Here is a 16,743-nt window from a genome sequence, read left to right as displayed (position 1 = left end):
TTTGGTCTACATCACAAAGACAATGGCGATGAAATGAGCCGTAGCGGCAAGATTAATAAATAAATGCCATACAGTATGATAATAAGGTCTTTCTTGTCGCATATAAAACCAAGTTCCAATGCTGTACAACACGCCACCTAAGACGATTAATGCCAAGAAAAGCGAGCTCGTATTTTTAATTAGACTTGGAATGAGCAATACAGCCATCCACCCCATAACCAAATAGATTGTGACTGATATTGTCGGAATGGATTTTCGTGACAATGATTTATAAAGAATACCAAATAGAACCATTAACCACTGAACAATGACAATAAACCATCCTAATTTACCTCCAATTGCATATAAAGCAATAGGCGTATAGGTGCCAGCAATTGCAACATAAATAAAGATATGATCTAAAATTCTAAATACAAATTTATGCTGTGTGTCAAAGGCCATTGCATGGTAAAGTGTAGAACCTAAAAACATCATAAAAATAGAAATCACAAAGATTGAACTTGATGCTGATAGTAAAACTCCACCACTAAGGTAGGCTTTGACGGCGACATATGGTAAAGCGAAAAGTGCTAAAAGTGACATGAGACCATGGCTTGTTGAATTCGCAACTTCTTCGCCAAAAGATAATTTTAATTTTTGTTTTGCTGTTTCTTTAATATTTGACATTTTTTTATACTCCAATCTTTTTAATGATACCATAAACCAATTAAAATTAAAGGTATTAATTCGACTTTCAAACTATTTTATTTTTAAAGCGCCAAAAAGATACAAATGAAGAATGTAAATGTTTTACAAAGCCCATTTGATGCTTTATAATGATTATAGGTACAATTTAGACATAAACTATCAGTTTTAAGACTATTTCAAACACAAAAGAATTAACTCATATATACTATGACTTTATTGGGAAAAGAGGTATTCATTTGAATAAAATAACATTCAAAAAAGCAGCGAAGACAAGTTTCCTTTTTGTTATTGCTTTGACACTAATGGTAGGGACATTGATTGGAAAAAGTAATGTTGCGGCTTTTGTTGATGACAAAGGAGCCAGTTACTCTGTTCATAAACTTAATTATAATGCAAGTACAAAAAAAATAACGTATGGACCAAGTTTATTAACAAGTACTAATTTTAATACTGCAAATAATAAAATGAAAGAATTAAGCAAAAAAGAAGCGAACTATGTTGTAAAGTCAACGAAAAGTTTAAGTCCAGAAAAAATAGTTGCAGCTGATCGTGGATATGTTCAAACCTATCCTTATCGGAAGGGTTCAAAGTCAAATCATGGAGTGACGATGAATTATTATCGTGATAAAGCATTAGCAAACGGAAGTACGTATGTTGCATCACATTATCTTATGCAATACTACGGGACAGAAATCTATAGTAATCGAATGATTTTTCATATTGAACTTGCTGGTAAAGAAGGTTACATGGAAGCAGATAAAGGTGATATTATTCCAATGCTTTATGTTGAAAAGCAAGTTTCGTTTAGAATGGGTGGAAATGAGACTTACTATGGCAGTAATCCTGAAAAACCTTACTCAATGGTCGTATCGCCTGTTGAATATCGTGTCCAAAAAGATAGCAATGGCTATCGTGAATTAAGTCTTCATTATCGAAGAACACATCCTTCACTTGGTCACAGTGGTTTGCGTTATGCTTTAGCACCTGACTGGCTACCTGAAGGGAAGTATTATTCTGCGGATGGTATTCGTTTCTACAAAGACCTTGATTTGAAACAAGAAGTCGCTAAGGGTAAAGAATTTTATGCCTATTACCAATGGTTACCCATTAAGTCTCGTTCTAATTATAACGGCGATGACTTTAATAAAGTTATGAGTATCAATGGAAAGACATCAACAGCCATCACAAATAAAGAACAAAGCTTTAGAGATGCTGGTGATAAATACGGTATTAATCCATTGCTACTGTTTGCTCAAGCCATTCATGAATCGGACTGGGCACAATCAAATATCGCAAACAAATATAATAATCTATTTGGCTACGGTGCAGTCGATAGTAATCCTGATAATGCTAAGGAATATGATAGTGTCTTTGATTCAATTTCAGAACAGGCTGGTGTCCACTTGAAAAACTATACTCGACCAGGATTTAGTTTTCATTATGGTCCAAGTTTTGGAAACAAAGATTCAGGAATTACTGTTCTGTATGCATCAGATCCTTATTATGGGGAGAAAGTAGCAGGTCATGCCTACTCTGCCGATAAACTATTAGGGTTTAAAGATTACAACGCTTACGAGCTCAATATGACCCCAGACCGCACAAAAACACCGGTTTATAAGAATGCTTCAAATAGTAGTGAATGGTATAAAACAGAAGGTTCCCCATTAACAAAACAAATGATTGTGAATCTAGGGAAATCTGGTAACTATACAAAAACAAATCTCTATACATCTGTCCTCAATGGAAAAGCAGTATTAGATTTTGATACAAACTATGTTGAAGGTGATTTAACCAAAGAATTCGGTTATATCTTAACATCACAACTTAAAAAGGCTGATAGTGGTACTCAGAAAAAAGGAACAATAAATTCACCACGCGTCTCAACATCAAACACTAAAAAACAGTATTATCTAAGTTCCAATACAGCGATGAAGTCAGTATGGCAATCAAACAGCCGAACCTTAATGACAATTCCAAAAGGAACAAAGGTTGATGCTTGGGACTCAACAAACGGTTGGGTTAAAGTCTCCTACAAAGGGCTTTTCGGTTATGTTCCAAAAGCAAGTGTAACAGATAAAGACCCAGGAAAACCTGTTGAAAACAAAACAGTTCATTACATTGATTTACCAGATAATGTTGCTTATTTAAATGTCCGTGAGCAAGCCAATACATCATCGGCCATTGTTTCTACATTAAATCATGGTGACAAAATTATGGCGATTAAATACAATGCGTCTTGGTATGAAATAGAACTTCCTAATAACAAAGTAGGGTATGTCCATGCAGACTATGTAAGCAAGACTAAACCAGAAATACCAACAGATCCCGATAAACATCTTAAAGGTGATGTGAATGGTGATAAAGTTATTGATATAACTGATTTAATGCAAGTGAAAAATCATATGTTAGGAAAAAAACTGTTGGATAAAAAATACTATAATAACGCTGATACAAACGAGGACGGTTTGATTGATATATCTGATTTGATGCAAATTAAAAACCATATGTTAGGAAAAATTAACCTAAATAGATAAGGAGTCTTATGAAAAAAACAAAATCAATAATTATAGTTCTCGTGTTATTAATTAGCACTGTATTTACCGTGTTTTCGGCTTCAGTTAATGCAAAAGGTACTTCGTCACTAAAAATAAACTCAAATGGTAATGTAACGTTTTATGTTACAGATTCGAACTATGGTATTCAAGGAACTGTCTCAAGTTCTAATAATTCTGTAGTTTCAATCACTGGAGGATCAGATTATAACGGTGGAAATGTAGTAACGTTTAATTCATCTACGACAATTAATATTCGAGCAAATAAACCAGGAGAGGCTACAATAACATTAAGAGGAAAAATAAGTAATGGCACCAAAAGTGATGAATTTACAAGCCATTTTCGGGTAAATGTCCCTGATAATGTTCAACCACCAAAACCGAAACCAAATCCAGACCCTAAACCAACAAAACCAGGGACAGGCGGACCAAGTTCGGGGGGCCAAAGGGAAGAAGAAGAGAAACAAAATGCTAAAAATGATCCGGAAAAAGCTGAGGAATTAAAAAAAGCTGAAGAGGAAGCTGAAAAAGAAGAAAAGAAAAATACACCTTTGTTTAGTGAAATGAAGATAACATCAATGTCTGATCGAAATAAAAATGAAGTCATTGAAACGATTAAGTCAGAAAAAAGTATTTTTGACTATACTTATACTTTACCTAAACGGATTGACTCATTCTCACTTGAATTAAAGGAATTGGAAAAAGATGTGACACTTACGTATGATAAAGAATTTACCTTTAAAGAGGATGAAAAAAGCATAAAGATTCCAATTAAGGCAAAGCAAGGTGATATTAGTCAAGATATTACCCTTGAGGTTAAGAAAAATGATGAAATTGATGCTGAGTTTAAATTAGAGGATAGTGCATATACGGTCTATAAAGATGATTTATTAGATAAGTATATGAAAGAGAATGGATTTGAAGCCGTTAAGTTTAAACTTGGCGATGTAGAAACTGTTAAGTTTAAAAAGAATAAACTAGAACTTATTTTACTGGTTGATGATCAAAATAATGCTAAATGGGTTTCGATTGATGAACAAAACAACGTTCAATTTGAGGTCGATTTAGTCAAAAATGCTGCTGATAAATTATTGATTGTGGCTGAAGTGTCTGATGACATGAAATTTGAGAAAATTCGTGGTGAAGGGTATACCGCTAAAAATTATGAAATTGATAAAGCGATTATCGACATGGACAAGAGTTTAGTGTTTGAGAAAACCTATAAATCTTGGACACTTGTTGAAGAGGAAAAACTTTCGGTATTTGATTCATGGGCTGTTTCAGCTGATGGAGAGAAAGAAGTCAATGAAATTGTTTTTGCTGCGAAGGATGATGGGGAGTTTGATCTATTGAATAATAATGATTCAAAGGATTTAGCAACAGTTATGATGTTATCATTTGACCAGGCGACAACAGGGAATTTCCAATTGTATGCACTGATTGCAACAGGGATATCTGTGATGTTACTTATCATTTGTTTTGTTCTTTTGTATGTTTTGAAAAAGACACGATCACAATTTCACTAAGGCGTTAATTAACTTCATCTACGGATGAAGTTTTTTTATGCTATATTAGCGGAATACCATCCCCGAACTCATAAAATGTGGTAAAATAAACAGTGAGGTGTCGTAATGAATATTAATATTAAACAGATATCTAAAAACTTGATTCTATTTGTAATCATATCGCTTTTGATTTTACTGTCATATGTAATTTTTATCGGAGGACCTAAACGTGCATATGAGCGTGAAGACCGTCTCTTTATCGAAGCAATGATGAAAAAAGAAGGGTATAATGAAGCTCGCTTATTGAGTCGTTTTTCTCTTGATGATGTCTACTATATAACCAATGTTAAAACAGAAGATGGCCACAAAATTGTTTGGTTTAACAAAGATTTGTCAAAGGTTGAAGAAAATGATGTCTATGAAATAGATCGAGCCTATGAAGCTGCTAAAAAGTTAGGTGTTAGTAAAGAAAAAATATCCTATGGTGTTTATGAGGATACGTTAGTTTATGTGTTAAAAGGAAATAAATTTGAAACGTATTTAGATGTAGATACGTTAGATGTTGTGTTTCATTTAGGGAGTGATTTTTAATGTGGTGGAATAAACCTTATGTCAATCGTAGAGATTGGGTTTTAGAAAATTTAGGAGGACTTGAATTAAGTCCTAAACAAACGGTTGTTGTTTTAATGATTGATTATTATAATTCTCATAATCGTGTCATTGATTTACCAAGTTTTGCGAAGAGTTGTAATTTGGAACTTTCTGAAGTGGATGAGACGATTCAATCGCTTGTTCAAAGTCAAGTGTTAAGTGTTAAACCTGATCGTGATCGAATTGCATTTAATCTAGATGCATTGTTCTCTAATGGTTTAATGTATGAATATGTCGATGAGGATATTTTTGAAGTTTTTGAATCTGAATTTGGTCGACTTTTGTCACAAAATGAATTGGTTATGTTGAATGAGTGGTTGAGTACATATACTCAAGAAGAGATTATTGATGCCTTAAGACAGGCGCTGATTTACCAAAAGGCTTCAATGAATTATATTAATGCAATACTTGTGAATAAACGTCAGGAAGGAAAGTGAAAACAGTGAAAGTTGATGAAATATTATGGATTTTAAATCATGAATATCCTGGTGCTCATTCTGAGTTAGATTACAACAATCCTTTTGAATTGCTGATTGCCGTAATTTTATCGGCTCAAACAACGGATATCGCTGTCAACAAAGTCACTAAAGATTTGTTTTCCGCTTATCCAACTCCTGAGTTAATGGCGCAAGCTACTCTTGAAGATTTGGAAGACTATTTAAAGACGATTGGTTTATATCGAAACAAAGCTAAATTTATTAAACAGTGTTCTCAACAAATTATGGATGATTTTGAGGGTGAAGTTCCTCAAACTAGAACATCGCTGATGAAATTAAGTGGTGTTGGACGTAAGACGGCGAATGTTGTCTTGTCTGAAGGGTTTGGAATCCCGGCAATTGCGGTCGACACACATGTTGAAAGGGTTGCAAAACGTTTAAAATTAGCAAAGCCTGATGATACCGTGTTACAAGTTGAACAAAAGTTACAGCGTAAAATTAAACGCGAAGATTGGCATCGAGCACATCATTTACTTCTATTGTTTGGACGTTATCATTCGACAGCAAGAAATAACGAAGATGCCTTTAAATTGTTGGAAGAACTTAAGGAGAAACACCAATTATGAGAAAAACAAGCTTAGATATTATCGCAAACTGGGCACAAGGGAAAGCCATTCTTGAAACGAGCATTACCGGCGTTGCTGTTGATTCACGACTCGTGAAAAAAGATGATTTATTTGTATGTTTAGTGGGAGAAAAAGTAGATGGTCATTTGTTTGCTGAGACGGCAATTTCAAATGGCGCCAGTGCGTTGTTAGTTAATCATCAAATGGATTTAGATTTCCCGCAAATCGTTGTTGATGATACACTGATTGCATTAAATAAAATAGCAACTTCCTATCGTAATACATTAGATTTATTTGTCATTGGCATTACCGGAAGTAATGGAAAGACATCGACGAAAGATATGCTTCATTCGATTTTATCGTTAAAGGGTAAAACATGGGCAACCCATTCAAATCAGAATACAGAAATTGGCACTTATCTAAACTTATTTAATTTAGATGATTCCTATGATTATGGAGTGTTTGAATTTGGTCTTGATAAGCCAGGAGAGGTTTCCAACATGGTTAATCTCATGAAGGCTGATGGGGCACTTTTAACCTCATTGGCGCCTGCTCACATGGTCAATTTTAAAGACATTGATCATATCGCAGACGAAAAGGTTAAGATTTTTGACAGTATACAGAATCCTAACCTTGCTTATTACCAAGGAGACTTTGATCATTATAAATCAAGAATTGGTCGAAAATTCAAGTCGTATGGATTCGATGAATCCAATGATTTTATTGTAAAAGACATAAAACTAGGGAACTTTGGTGTGGAATTTAGTGTAAATAATGAGTTCTATTCAACTAATTTAATGGGGTCTCATCAAGCAAGTAATGCTGCGGGTGTTATTGCGCTATGTTTGGCCATGGGGATTGATGAAGAAACAATAAAAGAAGGTCTTAACAATGTTGAACTGACAGGGCTACGCACTGAGATTCTACAACATAAAAATAGTACGCTAATATTAGATGCATACAAGTCTAATCCATCAAGTACGTTGTATGCACTTGAATTGATGGATGCTTATACATTTGAAGGGCCTCGTTATTGTGTCCTATCAGAGATGGTTGAGTTAGGATTTGAAAGCGATGCTGCACACCGTCAAGTTTTAGATGCACTAAAACAATCTAAAGTAACGAAAGTTTATACACTTGGGGATGAGTTTAAGAAATTATCAAACTTTTATGATATCGAAGTGTTTGATGATTTTGAATCACTTGATCACCAGGTTCAATGTTTATTTGAAGAAAAAGCACTAATACTAATTAAAGGATCACGTTCATATGCACTTGAACGCCTTGTCAGGAAGGATGATTAACTATGAAAAAAAATATTGCATTAATTTTTGGATCGATGGATAGTGAACACGATGTTTCTGTTGCTTCGGCAGCATCGGTTTATGAGAATTTTCCACATGATGATTATAATTGTCAGCTGATTTATATTGGCCAAGATGGAAAATGGTACCATGGCTTGTATACGCTTGATGAAATGACGGCATTAAAACTTGAAAATCATGAAGAACTTTATCTTCGCTTTGATCAACAAAGTCCAGGTTTTTATAATGTAGAAAAAAATGAAAAATTGACGATCGACGGAGCATTTTTAATGTTGCATGGGAAAACAGGAGAAGGCGGCTATGTTCAAGGACTACTAGCCTTAGCACACATTCCGTTCACAGGGTGCAATCTTCTATCATCAGCACTTTGTATGGATAAAGCCTATACTCATATTATTTGTGAGCATGCCGGAATTCCGATGGCCCAGTATCAATTGATTTCATCCTTCAAAGAGGTTAATCATACGTTGATAGCTTATCCATGTATCGTGAAGCCCAGTCGTGAAGGAAGTTCATTTGGTGTTAGTTATGTTAAGACTGCACAAGATTTAGAAAAAGCAATTAACGTTGCCCTTGAATTTGATGATCGTGTTTTAATCGAAGAGTATATTGATGGTACTGAGGTTGGAATGTCAATTCTAGATACAAAAGAAGGTCGCATCATCTCAGAGGTTGACCAAGTGAATGTGAGTGGTGAAGTTTTTGATTTCCAAGAAAAATATCACCCACACAATACTGAAACTCTAAAGGAATCGCTTTTCCCAAAAATTGTTTTAGATGAAATTAAAGAAATGGGATCAAAAGTATTTGATGCACTTTATTGTGATCAATTCTCACGCCTTGATTTCTTTGTCACAAAAAATAATGAGATATATTTTAATGAAGTTAATACAATTCCAGGTTTTACCGCCAATTCTCGTTATCCCAAAATGATGGAAAATGTTGGCGTAGACTATACTGACTTGATTCAACGTTTAATTGAGGATTCCTTATGTTAGACAATGCAACACTTTATATTAATGAGACAAAAATAAAAGAAAATACACGAATTTTAAGAACTAATTTAAATGATGAAAGTAAGATTATTGCAGTGATTAAAGCAAATGGCTATGGCTGTGACTTAGTTCAATCAGCATTACTGTGTGAACGTATGGGTATTGATGTTTTAGCTGTTTTGAGTATCGATCAAGCAATAGAACTTCGTAAAGCAGGCGTTAAGGCACCTATCTTACTTTTAGGGGTTACACTGCATTCGAATTTTAAATATTTACTTGAGTATGATGTAATTCAAGCAGCGGTTAATTATCAGTACGCACTTGACCTTGCTGAGTTTGCTAAAGGTCAAAGAAAAAATATAAAGGTTCATATAAAGGTTGATACTGGCTTGAATCGCTTAGGATTGAAATACCATGAACTGGATCATATTCAATCAATATTTTCAATGGAAGGTCTTGATGTTGAAGGGATATACTCTCACTTTGTTGCATCACAATCCTACGATAAGGATGACCTTGACTTTTCCAAGCTTCAAATAGAGCGCTTTAATGCTGTATTAGATCATTTGATTATTTCTGGTATCAATCCTAGAATGACTCATATGCAAAATACACCTTCAATTTTAAATTTCGGTGATTTAGGGTACTCAGCAGTTAGATGTGGTATGGTCTTGTTTGGTTTGTTTCATCCTTCTCAGCTCGAAGAATCGAAATCAATGGGATATGAATCCGTAATTGAAATGCGTTTGCGAATTGCGATGATCAAAGAAATAAAAGAAGGCGAATATGTTGGTTATGGACGAGAATTTCAAGCAAAAAAAGACATGACAATTGCTACAATTTCAAGTGGTTATGTTGACGGCATTATGAAGACATTTACAAAAAGTGGTGGTCAAGTTATAGTTAATGGGACAAAATGCAGTATTTTAGGAGATATAGCCATGTCTCAATTTATGGTTGATGTTACTGATGTCGTTTGTAAACCAGAGGATGAAGTTGTTCTTTTTGGAACAGATGATCAAACAATTTATGATTACATCAAGCATACTGGTCAAACGATAAATGAATTAATAAGTCATATTCGTTATTCGATTCCAAGAATATACGTTAAATAGTTTAAGAAAAAAGAAGCCGTGCAGAGTAGTGCACGACTTCTTTTAATTTTGGATTGCTTGATAATGAAGTGATATGTAATGCCCGCTAAATTGTGAAGCGAGATGATGCAGATGCACCGCAACTTCATTTAAACTAATAAAACTCATTGTTTCAACACGTTTTATTTGGACAATGTATTGTAAGTCTTTTGTTAAAATAGTTTCTAAAATTTCAAAATCTTGATGAACTGCCGTTATAAAATCTTGTGCAGTTTTTTTTGTATGAAATACTGAGTAAAAATAAATGTCATGAGATTCTTCATCATGACTTTGATAATACTCCTTCAAAAGACTTCTGTTGTAAATGTAAATTAAATCAAGATCGCTTGGATAAAGTAAAGTTTCATAAAGGCTAAAGTGATCATTGTGTAACCATGAATGTTGAAACGGATCATGGATGATTACAGATAGAATTGAACTTAAGTCATGTTTTTCATCAGCGACAAATACGAGGTCGATTTGCTCGTTATTTTGCGTTGAACCAACATACTTTAGATCTATTTTTTCATGAATTAATGCCGCTTCAAGATGTTCTAAATACTTAACGATTTGAGCTGTTTCGTTTTCATTGGGCCATTGTTCTTGTAAGGGGTAATCAATTCGGATAAACAAACTATGAGGATAGGAATCTTTTGACTCTTTAGCCATCATATCAACTTTTACGACATTCAATCGTTCTTCTATATTGGAATAATATGTTTCCCATTCAGGGCTTAATAAAATTGTTTTCATCATAAACTCCTTTAAAATAGAAGAACCCGCTGGGCGGGTTCTTTGATAATAATTAGTTTCCAAGAACTAAACGTAGGGTACTATTTCTGTGTTTTGAAAGCACTAGTTTATTGATGGAGTTTCCATCAAGTTTCATTTCCACAATGTGAGTACCAGTGCCTTGTGTTTCGACATCCATATAATTTGCTACTTCACGTGGGAAGTCGGTATAAGGACGTTTGTTGTTTAGAGTAAAAATATAATCATACACATCAATGTTGAGTCCGTTTCTTTGAAGGGAAGCTAAATCAACAGATGTGTTAATCACCTTAGGATTGGTGCTTTGGACTGTTTCGAATCGATTGATTCGAGTATCTTCTAACCAATTTAAATAGACATTGTCAATATCGTTGTCATCGGCCCAATCTAAAATGTCATCCAGATCGTTGGAGGATGGTCCTTGATCTTTAATCTCTGAAATTTTAACAGTATGTTTTTTAATGTTTGATTTTCTACTTTCACTTAATTCATAGGTGTAATAGGAAACCACTTCAACATTTTTTTCATTACCATTCAGAGTATAACTGATTGATTGTTTTGGATTATCGCCCATAATTTCTTTAACAACCTTACCATCAACGACAAGTTCGGATTTATAACGAACTGCTCCAAAGAGCCATGATTCATCATATAGTTTTCGTCCGCTTGCTGAATTGCCTCCGCCAGGATATTTCATGACTAAAGTTTTTTCAGCGACTTTTAGCTTATCTTTGTCTGGATAAGGTGTTAATTCAACATCAATATTTAGTTGACGATTTTCTTGACTTGCTTTAACTGTTTGTGATTTCAAATCTTTAAGTTCTTGCGGCTGCGCATCCGTTAAATTCAAGAACTCTTTTTTAATTAAGCCAGTTGTGATAAGTTCTGGGTTCATATCATTCAATGGTTTTTGATAAGGGAATGTCCCGATAATATGTTTGAATTCAGCGACACCTGATGGTCGAGCAATATCTTTTCCACTACCATATTTTTCGCTGAGTAAGTCTAGAATGTATGAGTTCAATTTACCTGGAAGATTGAATTGAGCTTCCTGAGGAGAGAACCAAGGTTTGTATTTTTCATCTTTTTTATCAAAACCAATCCATGTTGCCATTGAGAATTGATCGGTCGCTGCGACCATGAGACGGTCACTCATCGCATTACGTGGAATGTAACTCGGTCTGTTTTCTCCCCAGTTATTAGTTCCTGTTTTACCAAAGACTGTATAAGGTTTTCGGATTCCGGTTAAGTAACCAGGGTATGGACCCTCAACAGCATACTTCATTGTTCGAGTTGTTAAATAAGCGGCAGCATCAGAAATGACGGGTACACTTGAATATTGTGGAATCAATGGTTCTCTTCCATCAGAAAATTCAATTTTACGTACAGTGTGTGGTTCTGTATAGTTACCACCATTCATCAACATAGTATACGATCCAGCAATTTCAATAGGGGATGTTATAAAACTTGAACCCCCAATTCCATAACCAAGGTCAAAGTTTTCACTATTTACTTGAGAATAACCAATTTTGTTGAGATACTCAATCACGCCTTCACGTCCAATTGTTTCAACGGATTCTTGCAATGTTTTAAGAGCGGGAACGTTTCGAGAATCTGCTACGGCATCCATAATTGTGGTTTCACCCCAGTAGCGACTGTCATAGTTGCTGACAAGGAAGTTTGTTCCAGGATAGACCCAAGGCTCATCGACAAGGACATGACTTGTTGACCAACCTAAATATTCAAAGGCTAAGGCATAATCAACAACAGGTTTGATAACTGAGGCAGGTTGGAATGATTTTGAAAGGGCGCGATTATGAATAAGGCGTCCATTATAATCATAACCACCAACAATCCCAATGATTTCACCCGTTTTATTTCCAATTACGGCTGACCCGACTTGGATATGAGTTTTTTCTCCGCCACGATCTTGATCTAAGGATTCAATTTCACGACGTTGGAATTTATCGATGCCATCTTGAATGTCAGGGTCCATTGATGTATAGATTTTCATTGGAACAACAGTAGGGTTCAGACCTGTTAGCTCTGTAACTTCATCGATAACCACATCTATATAAGCTTGATATGGAAGTGCATCACCAATGGCAGTTGTGTTATCGGAAAAAATATTTTCAAGTTTAACGGCAAGCGCTAATTTATATTCATCATCTGAAATATAGCCGTGTCTGTTCATCAAGTTTAAAACATCATGTGTTCTTTCGGTTGCGTTTTTAATTGAGTAATAAGGTGAGTTCACAGACGGAGCATTAATAACTCCAGCTAAAAATGCAGATTCAATCAAGTTTAACTCTGAAACTTCTTTTCCGAAATAGGCTTCGGCAGAGTTTTGAACACCTAAAATATTGTTGCCCGCTCCAAAGTTAATCATATTGAGGTAGAGCTCGAATATAACTTTTTTACTTAATAATTGAGACTTCTCAAGTTTTTGTGATAAATAAATTTCTTGTACTTTACGATCAATCCCTTTAACGCCACCTTCAGGTAACACGACTTCACCAGTCTCAGGATTTTCATACATAAAGTGAGTGTTTTTGATCAACTGCATTGTAAAGGTAGACCCCCCTTGACCAAAACTTATTCTTCCATGTCTCAATGATGAGAGTAAGTTCTCAAGTGCAGCTTTAGTAAAACGAGGAACATCAAATCCGCTATGTGTAAAGTAACGCGAATCTTCTGTTGCGATGAAGGCATCAACCAACGATTGAGGAAGATCATCATAAGTAATGTTCTCACGGATTTTCAATCCAGTATCATAGATTTCGTTGTTATCGCTATCATATATTTTTGTCGATTCTGGTTGAATGAAATCTTCGACATATAGTTCAGGTGCTTTTCGTATTACGCCAAAGGCATAGACTGAAAAGGCACTTGTTACGATAAGTCCTAAAGCGACAATCACCACTAATATCTTCGCGATAATTCGCTGTGTGTGAAATGGACTTTTGACCTTAGGTTTTTTTGTTTTTTTGTTAGTCATACTTTCTCCTTTATACAAACATCTTCGATAATGCTTAGATAGTCACATGGTTTTTTGAATGTTGATTCAACAAGGTAGCCAACATCTCTAATCCATTTAATAGGAAGAGAACGTTGCTCTGAAGTATCAATATACTGTAGAAAATCTTTTGCAAAAATCAGGTATGTTTCATCAAGTGTGTTAAAACGAATGATTAAAAATGCTACGGCTCCATGCTTGTTAACAGCACGAAGGTGATCAAGTTGGTGTTGATGCAAAGCCGCCAGTGGAAATAAAGTCTTGTTTTTTGTCTCTTTTGCTTCAAAATCCAGGGCAATGCTTTTGTAAACCCCTTGGTAATCGGTGGTTGATGCTTGTCTAAAATAAGCTTCAGTAATTTTGGCTTTGTTTCGAGAAGGATAGTCAACATTCACAATCTGGATTGGCGTTGGTTTTTTGTGAACCACACCGATATCCATAAATAAATAGTAATCGTTTGTTTTGTTGATGTCTTCTTCAAGGCTCATACCTCGCCGACTGGTTAATGCAAACGAGTCAGGTTTTTTATAACTTTTTTTTCCACCAGGATATTTAATCATTGAATCACCATAGGTATTATACTATAAAATTTAATTGAATTCACGAAATCACATAAATTACAAAAGTTAAGGGTACAATTAAAAGGATAATACTGTTTACTTTTGAGAGAAGTGAAAGAATTAATGATAAAGACTTATTATCTTGAAACTTAGCCTTAAATTTGAGATAATGATGCTAGAGGTGATTGTATGAAGCAAAAACTAAAAATCGATGACATTTTTAATAAAGAATTTCATGTCGATTTTAAAGGGTATAGTGCTTTAGAAGTGGACCAATTTTTGGATCTTGTACTTCATGATTATGAGTATTTTTCAAGTATTATTCAACAACAAAAAGACTTGTTGAATAAATACGAAGATGCCTTAAGTCAACAAAAACGTTTGCTCTTAGAGTATGAAGGGCGAGAAAGAGCTTCTGAGGATTCACCCAAAGAAGTAAATCATGTCGATCTTCTCAAACGAGTTTCAAAATTAGAGGAAGCTGTTTTTAATAAAGAATAAAACTAAATGACACAAAAGATAATCGCTGCTTTTTAAAAGTAGAGGAAAGTCCATGCTCGCACTGTCTGCGATGACAGTAGTGTTTGTGCTCGGTCGAAAAATCAAGACGAGGTACGGAGGCATCCGTAACGGCTGTTAAAATCCCTAAGGCTTAGGCTATGGAATTTTACTGTAAAAGTGCCACAGAGACGAGGTCTTATAGAAATATAAGAAGTGGAACGTTGGTAAACCCCATAAGCGAGAAACCCAAATTAGGTAGGGGAACTGTTCAATGCAAAATGAAGCAAAGAACGGACACTTCGGTGTAGATAAATGATTATCGTAACAGAACATGGCTTATTGAGTGTCAATGCACTAAAATTAACCGACCTATTCGGTTTTTTTTATATGTAAAAAGTTAAAGACTTAAGCAAGTGATTGTATTAAGGTATGGACCTTGTTATAATTAACAATAGTAAGGAAGGTGACCAGCTTGGAAAATATTGGAGCTATACTAAAGGAACGTCGACAACAACTTAATTACACACTCGAAGAAATGAGTGCACAAACGAAATTATCAATTGTACAATTACAAGCGATTGAACGTGGCGACATCCAATTTTTCAAAGATGATTTATCTTATCTATCGTATTTTGTTCGTTACTATGCGAATGCGTTGGGGATAGATTATAATGAAATTCGAAATCAATTAGATGATTCAATTAATCAATACACAGATACTGTTAGTTTATCAAAAATTAGGAAACAAGAAGAAATTAATGAACGTGTTTTAACCCAAGCCAAACGTGGCGCTAAAGCAAGACGTAAAATTGATTTTTCAAGCATTATTTTGGTAGGTGTTGTCATCGTGATTGGCGCACTTTTGGTGGTTGCATGGCAAAAAGTCATTTGGCCTGGATTACAAGCGAAAGATCCAATTAATCCACCAGTGATTGTAGTGCCCGATGAAGAAAAACCTGAGGATGAAGGTGAAGAAAAGCCTGAAGAAAAACCAGAAGATGTTGCGAAACTTGATGTGAAAACTGTGGATCCATTTCACTATGAAATTACAGGATGGAAAGAGGGCGATGAATTGACCTTCGACTTGAAAGTAGTGAATAGAACCTGGGTGCGTTTTTCTGAAAATGGCGTTGTCCTAGATGCGCCAGCTCAAGGGATTTACGAAACAGATCAAGATGTTAAAGTAATACTAAAAGCAGAAAAAGACAAGGTTCTTTCTGCAAATATAGGTTATGTAAAGGGGAACATCATAACTTTGAATGAAGAAAAAATTGAACTAGCACCTGAAGCAGGTGAAAGTCAATCCGGTTTAGTTTTAGAATTTAAACTTGTTGAAGGAGAAGTAACAGAATGAACTTAGCAAATAAATTAACTGTTTTTAGAATTATATTAATACCGATTATCGTTTTAGTGGAATTGTTTCCATATAGCCATTTTGGCATTGAAATACCATATGTGGTGATTGACTCAGTTATTTTGACATGGAAAAATATTGCATTGTTAAGTTTGTTTGCAGTAGCTTCATTTACTGACTTTTTAGATGGTTATTTAGCAAGGTCTCGTGATATGATCACAGTTTTCGGAAAATTTTTAGATCCAATTGCTGATAAATTGTTAGTGAATACCTTGTTTATTATTTTTGCATATAATGGATCTGTATCAATTGTGCCAGTCTTGATTATGATTTGGCGCGATACGATTGTTGATGCAGTGAGAATGTTGTTAGCTCAAAAAGGAATGGTGTTATCAGCGGGGTATTTAGGGAAGGTTAAAACTGTTGCACAAATGTTTGCAATTATCTTAATCTTGCTCAATAATTTACCATTTGAATTATATAATATTCCAGTAGCAAATATTATGGTTTGGTTTGCAACCCTAATGTCTGTTGTTAGTGGAGCGTCATATGTTATTCAAAGTCGTTCATTCTTGGTTGAATCAATTTAAGGAATACTATAAAGATATGCTTATCATAATGATGGAGGCA

Annotated in this window: 15 protein-coding genes and 1 other RNA gene; 12 read left to right on the top strand and 4 right to left on the bottom strand. The window is 34.7% G+C overall.

Annotated elements, in window-relative coordinates; all coding sequences use genetic code 11:
• Positions 1–6: 6 nt before the first annotated feature.
• Positions 7–666, bottom strand: coding sequence for a PAQR family membrane homeostasis protein TrhA (trhA, locus tag GVV10_RS03365; RefSeq protein ID WP_159519584.1), 660 nt, complete (start codon positions 664–666; stop codon positions 7–9).
• A gap of 257 nt (positions 667–923) precedes the next feature.
• Here trhA and GVV10_RS03360 point away from each other — a divergent pair, with 257 nt between their 5' ends.
• The 8 genes from GVV10_RS03360 to alr all read left to right on the top strand — a co-directional run bounded on the left by GVV10_RS03360 (position 924) and on the right by alr (position 9,893).
• Positions 924–3,221, top strand: a complete 2,298-nt coding sequence (locus GVV10_RS03360) for an SH3 domain-containing protein (protein WP_159519582.1) — start codon at positions 924–926, stop codon at positions 3,219–3,221.
• Positions 3,222–3,229: 8 nt separating this feature from the next.
• Positions 3,230–4,765: a hypothetical protein gene (locus GVV10_RS03355; RefSeq protein ID WP_159519579.1), complete on the top strand. Its 1,536-nt coding sequence runs from the start codon at positions 3,230–3,232 to the stop codon at positions 4,763–4,765.
• A 105-nt stretch (positions 4,766–4,870) separates the two neighbouring features.
• Complete coding sequence (locus GVV10_RS03350) at positions 4,871–5,335, top strand: transporter (protein WP_159519577.1); 465 nt, start codon at positions 4,871–4,873, stop codon at positions 5,333–5,335.
• Positions 5,335–5,832, top strand: coding sequence for a DnaD domain-containing protein (locus tag GVV10_RS03345; protein WP_159519575.1), 498 nt, complete (start codon positions 5,335–5,337; stop codon positions 5,830–5,832). The genes GVV10_RS03350 and GVV10_RS03345 overlap by 1 nt, the downstream gene beginning before the upstream one ends.
• A 5-nt stretch (positions 5,833–5,837) precedes the next feature.
• Positions 5,838–6,458 carry an endonuclease III gene (gene nth / locus GVV10_RS03340; protein WP_159519747.1) on the top strand — a complete coding sequence of 207 codons (621 nt, stop codon included), beginning with the start codon at positions 5,838–5,840 and terminating at the stop codon, positions 6,456–6,458.
• Positions 6,455–7,762 (top strand): UDP-N-acetylmuramoyl-tripeptide--D-alanyl-D-alanine ligase, encoded by a 1,308-nt coding sequence (locus tag GVV10_RS03335; protein WP_159519573.1) that lies wholly within the window; start codon positions 6,455–6,457, stop codon positions 7,760–7,762. Before nth ends, GVV10_RS03335 begins: the two co-directional genes overlap by 4 nt.
• Before the next feature lie 2 nt (positions 7,763–7,764).
• Entirely contained in the window at positions 7,765–8,781 is a 1,017-nt protein-coding gene (locus GVV10_RS03330) for a D-alanine--D-alanine ligase family protein (protein WP_159519571.1), read from the top strand.
• On the top strand, positions 8,775–9,893 hold the full coding sequence (gene alr, locus GVV10_RS03325; RefSeq protein WP_159519569.1) for an alanine racemase: 1,119 nt from the start codon (positions 8,775–8,777) through the stop codon (positions 9,891–9,893). Before GVV10_RS03330 ends, alr begins: the two co-directional genes overlap by 7 nt.
• Before the next feature lie 42 nt (positions 9,894–9,935).
• Here the strand turns inward: alr and GVV10_RS03320 are convergent, their stop codons facing one another.
• Genes GVV10_RS03320 through recU form a run of 3 tightly spaced genes read right to left on the bottom strand, consistent with a single transcriptional unit; the run spans position 9,936 to position 14,258 of the window.
• Positions 9,936–10,664, bottom strand: coding sequence for a DUF695 domain-containing protein (locus GVV10_RS03320; RefSeq protein ID WP_159519567.1), 729 nt, complete (start codon positions 10,662–10,664; stop codon positions 9,936–9,938).
• Between the two features lie 52 nt (positions 10,665–10,716).
• On the bottom strand, positions 10,717–13,680 hold the full coding sequence (locus tag GVV10_RS03315; protein WP_159519565.1) for a transglycosylase domain-containing protein: 2,964 nt from the start codon (positions 13,678–13,680) through the stop codon (positions 10,717–10,719).
• Positions 13,677–14,258: a Holliday junction resolvase RecU gene (gene recU / locus GVV10_RS03310; protein ID WP_159519563.1), complete on the bottom strand. Its 582-nt coding sequence runs from the start codon at positions 14,256–14,258 to the stop codon at positions 13,677–13,679. Before recU ends, GVV10_RS03315 begins: the two co-directional genes overlap by 4 nt.
• Before the next feature lie 189 nt (positions 14,259–14,447).
• Here recU and GVV10_RS03305 point away from each other — a divergent pair, with 189 nt between their 5' ends.
• From GVV10_RS03305 to pgsA, 4 genes are all read left to right on the top strand, one after another.
• A complete protein-coding gene (locus GVV10_RS03305) occupies positions 14,448–14,759 on the top strand; it encodes a DivIVA domain-containing protein (RefSeq protein ID WP_159519561.1) in 312 nt (103 codons plus the stop codon).
• Between the two features lie 9 nt (positions 14,760–14,768).
• Positions 14,769–15,101, top strand: an RNA gene (gene rnpB, locus GVV10_RS03300) — RNase P RNA component class B.
• 130 nt (positions 15,102–15,231) lie between these two features.
• Entirely contained in the window at positions 15,232–16,113 is an 882-nt protein-coding gene (locus GVV10_RS03295) for a helix-turn-helix domain-containing protein (protein ID WP_159519559.1), read from the top strand.
• The gene (gene pgsA / locus GVV10_RS03290) at positions 16,110–16,703 is read left to right on the top strand and encodes a CDP-diacylglycerol--glycerol-3-phosphate 3-phosphatidyltransferase (RefSeq protein ID WP_159519557.1); all 594 of its coding nucleotides are present in this window, start codon (positions 16,110–16,112) and stop codon (positions 16,701–16,703) included. Before GVV10_RS03295 ends, pgsA begins: the two co-directional genes overlap by 4 nt.
• Positions 16,704–16,743: the final 40 nt, after the last annotated feature.

Origin of the sequence: Erysipelothrix urinaevulpis (genome assembly GCF_009828835.1) — a bacterium.
Taxonomy (GTDB): Bacteria; Bacillota_I; Bacilli_A; order Erysipelotrichales; family Erysipelotrichaceae; genus Erysipelothrix; species Erysipelothrix urinaevulpis.
The sequence above is the reverse complement of the archived record's forward strand: the minus strand, read 5'-3'. Positions and strand labels throughout refer to the sequence as shown.

Coding starts and splice junctions, on each gene's coding strand:
- trhA (WP_159519584.1), bottom strand. CDS start 666: ATGTCAAATATTAAAGAAACAGCAAAACAAAAATTAAAATTATCTTTT.
- GVV10_RS03355 (WP_159519579.1), top strand. CDS start 3,230: ATGAAAAAAACAAAATCAATAATTATAGTTCTCGTGTTATTAATTAGC.
- GVV10_RS03350 (WP_159519577.1), top strand. CDS start 4,871: ATGAATATTAATATTAAACAGATATCTAAAAACTTGATTCTATTTGTA.
- GVV10_RS03345 (WP_159519575.1), top strand. CDS start 5,335: ATGTGGTGGAATAAACCTTATGTCAATCGTAGAGATTGGGTTTTAGAA.
- GVV10_RS03335 (WP_159519573.1), top strand. CDS start 6,455: ATGAGAAAAACAAGCTTAGATATTATCGCAAACTGGGCACAAGGGAAA.
- GVV10_RS03330 (WP_159519571.1), top strand. CDS start 7,765: ATGAAAAAAAATATTGCATTAATTTTTGGATCGATGGATAGTGAACAC.
- alr (WP_159519569.1), top strand. CDS start 8,775: ATGTTAGACAATGCAACACTTTATATTAATGAGACAAAAATAAAAGAA.
- GVV10_RS03320 (WP_159519567.1), bottom strand. CDS start 10,664: ATGAAAACAATTTTATTAAGCCCTGAATGGGAAACATATTATTCCAAT.
- GVV10_RS03315 (WP_159519565.1), bottom strand. CDS start 13,680: ATGACTAACAAAAAAACAAAAAAACCTAAGGTCAAAAGTCCATTTCAC.
- recU (WP_159519563.1), bottom strand. CDS start 14,258: ATGATTAAATATCCTGGTGGAAAAAAAAGTTATAAAAAACCTGACTCG.
- GVV10_RS03305 (WP_159519561.1), top strand. CDS start 14,448: ATGAAGCAAAAACTAAAAATCGATGACATTTTTAATAAAGAATTTCAT.
- pgsA (WP_159519557.1), top strand. CDS start 16,110: ATGAACTTAGCAAATAAATTAACTGTTTTTAGAATTATATTAATACCG.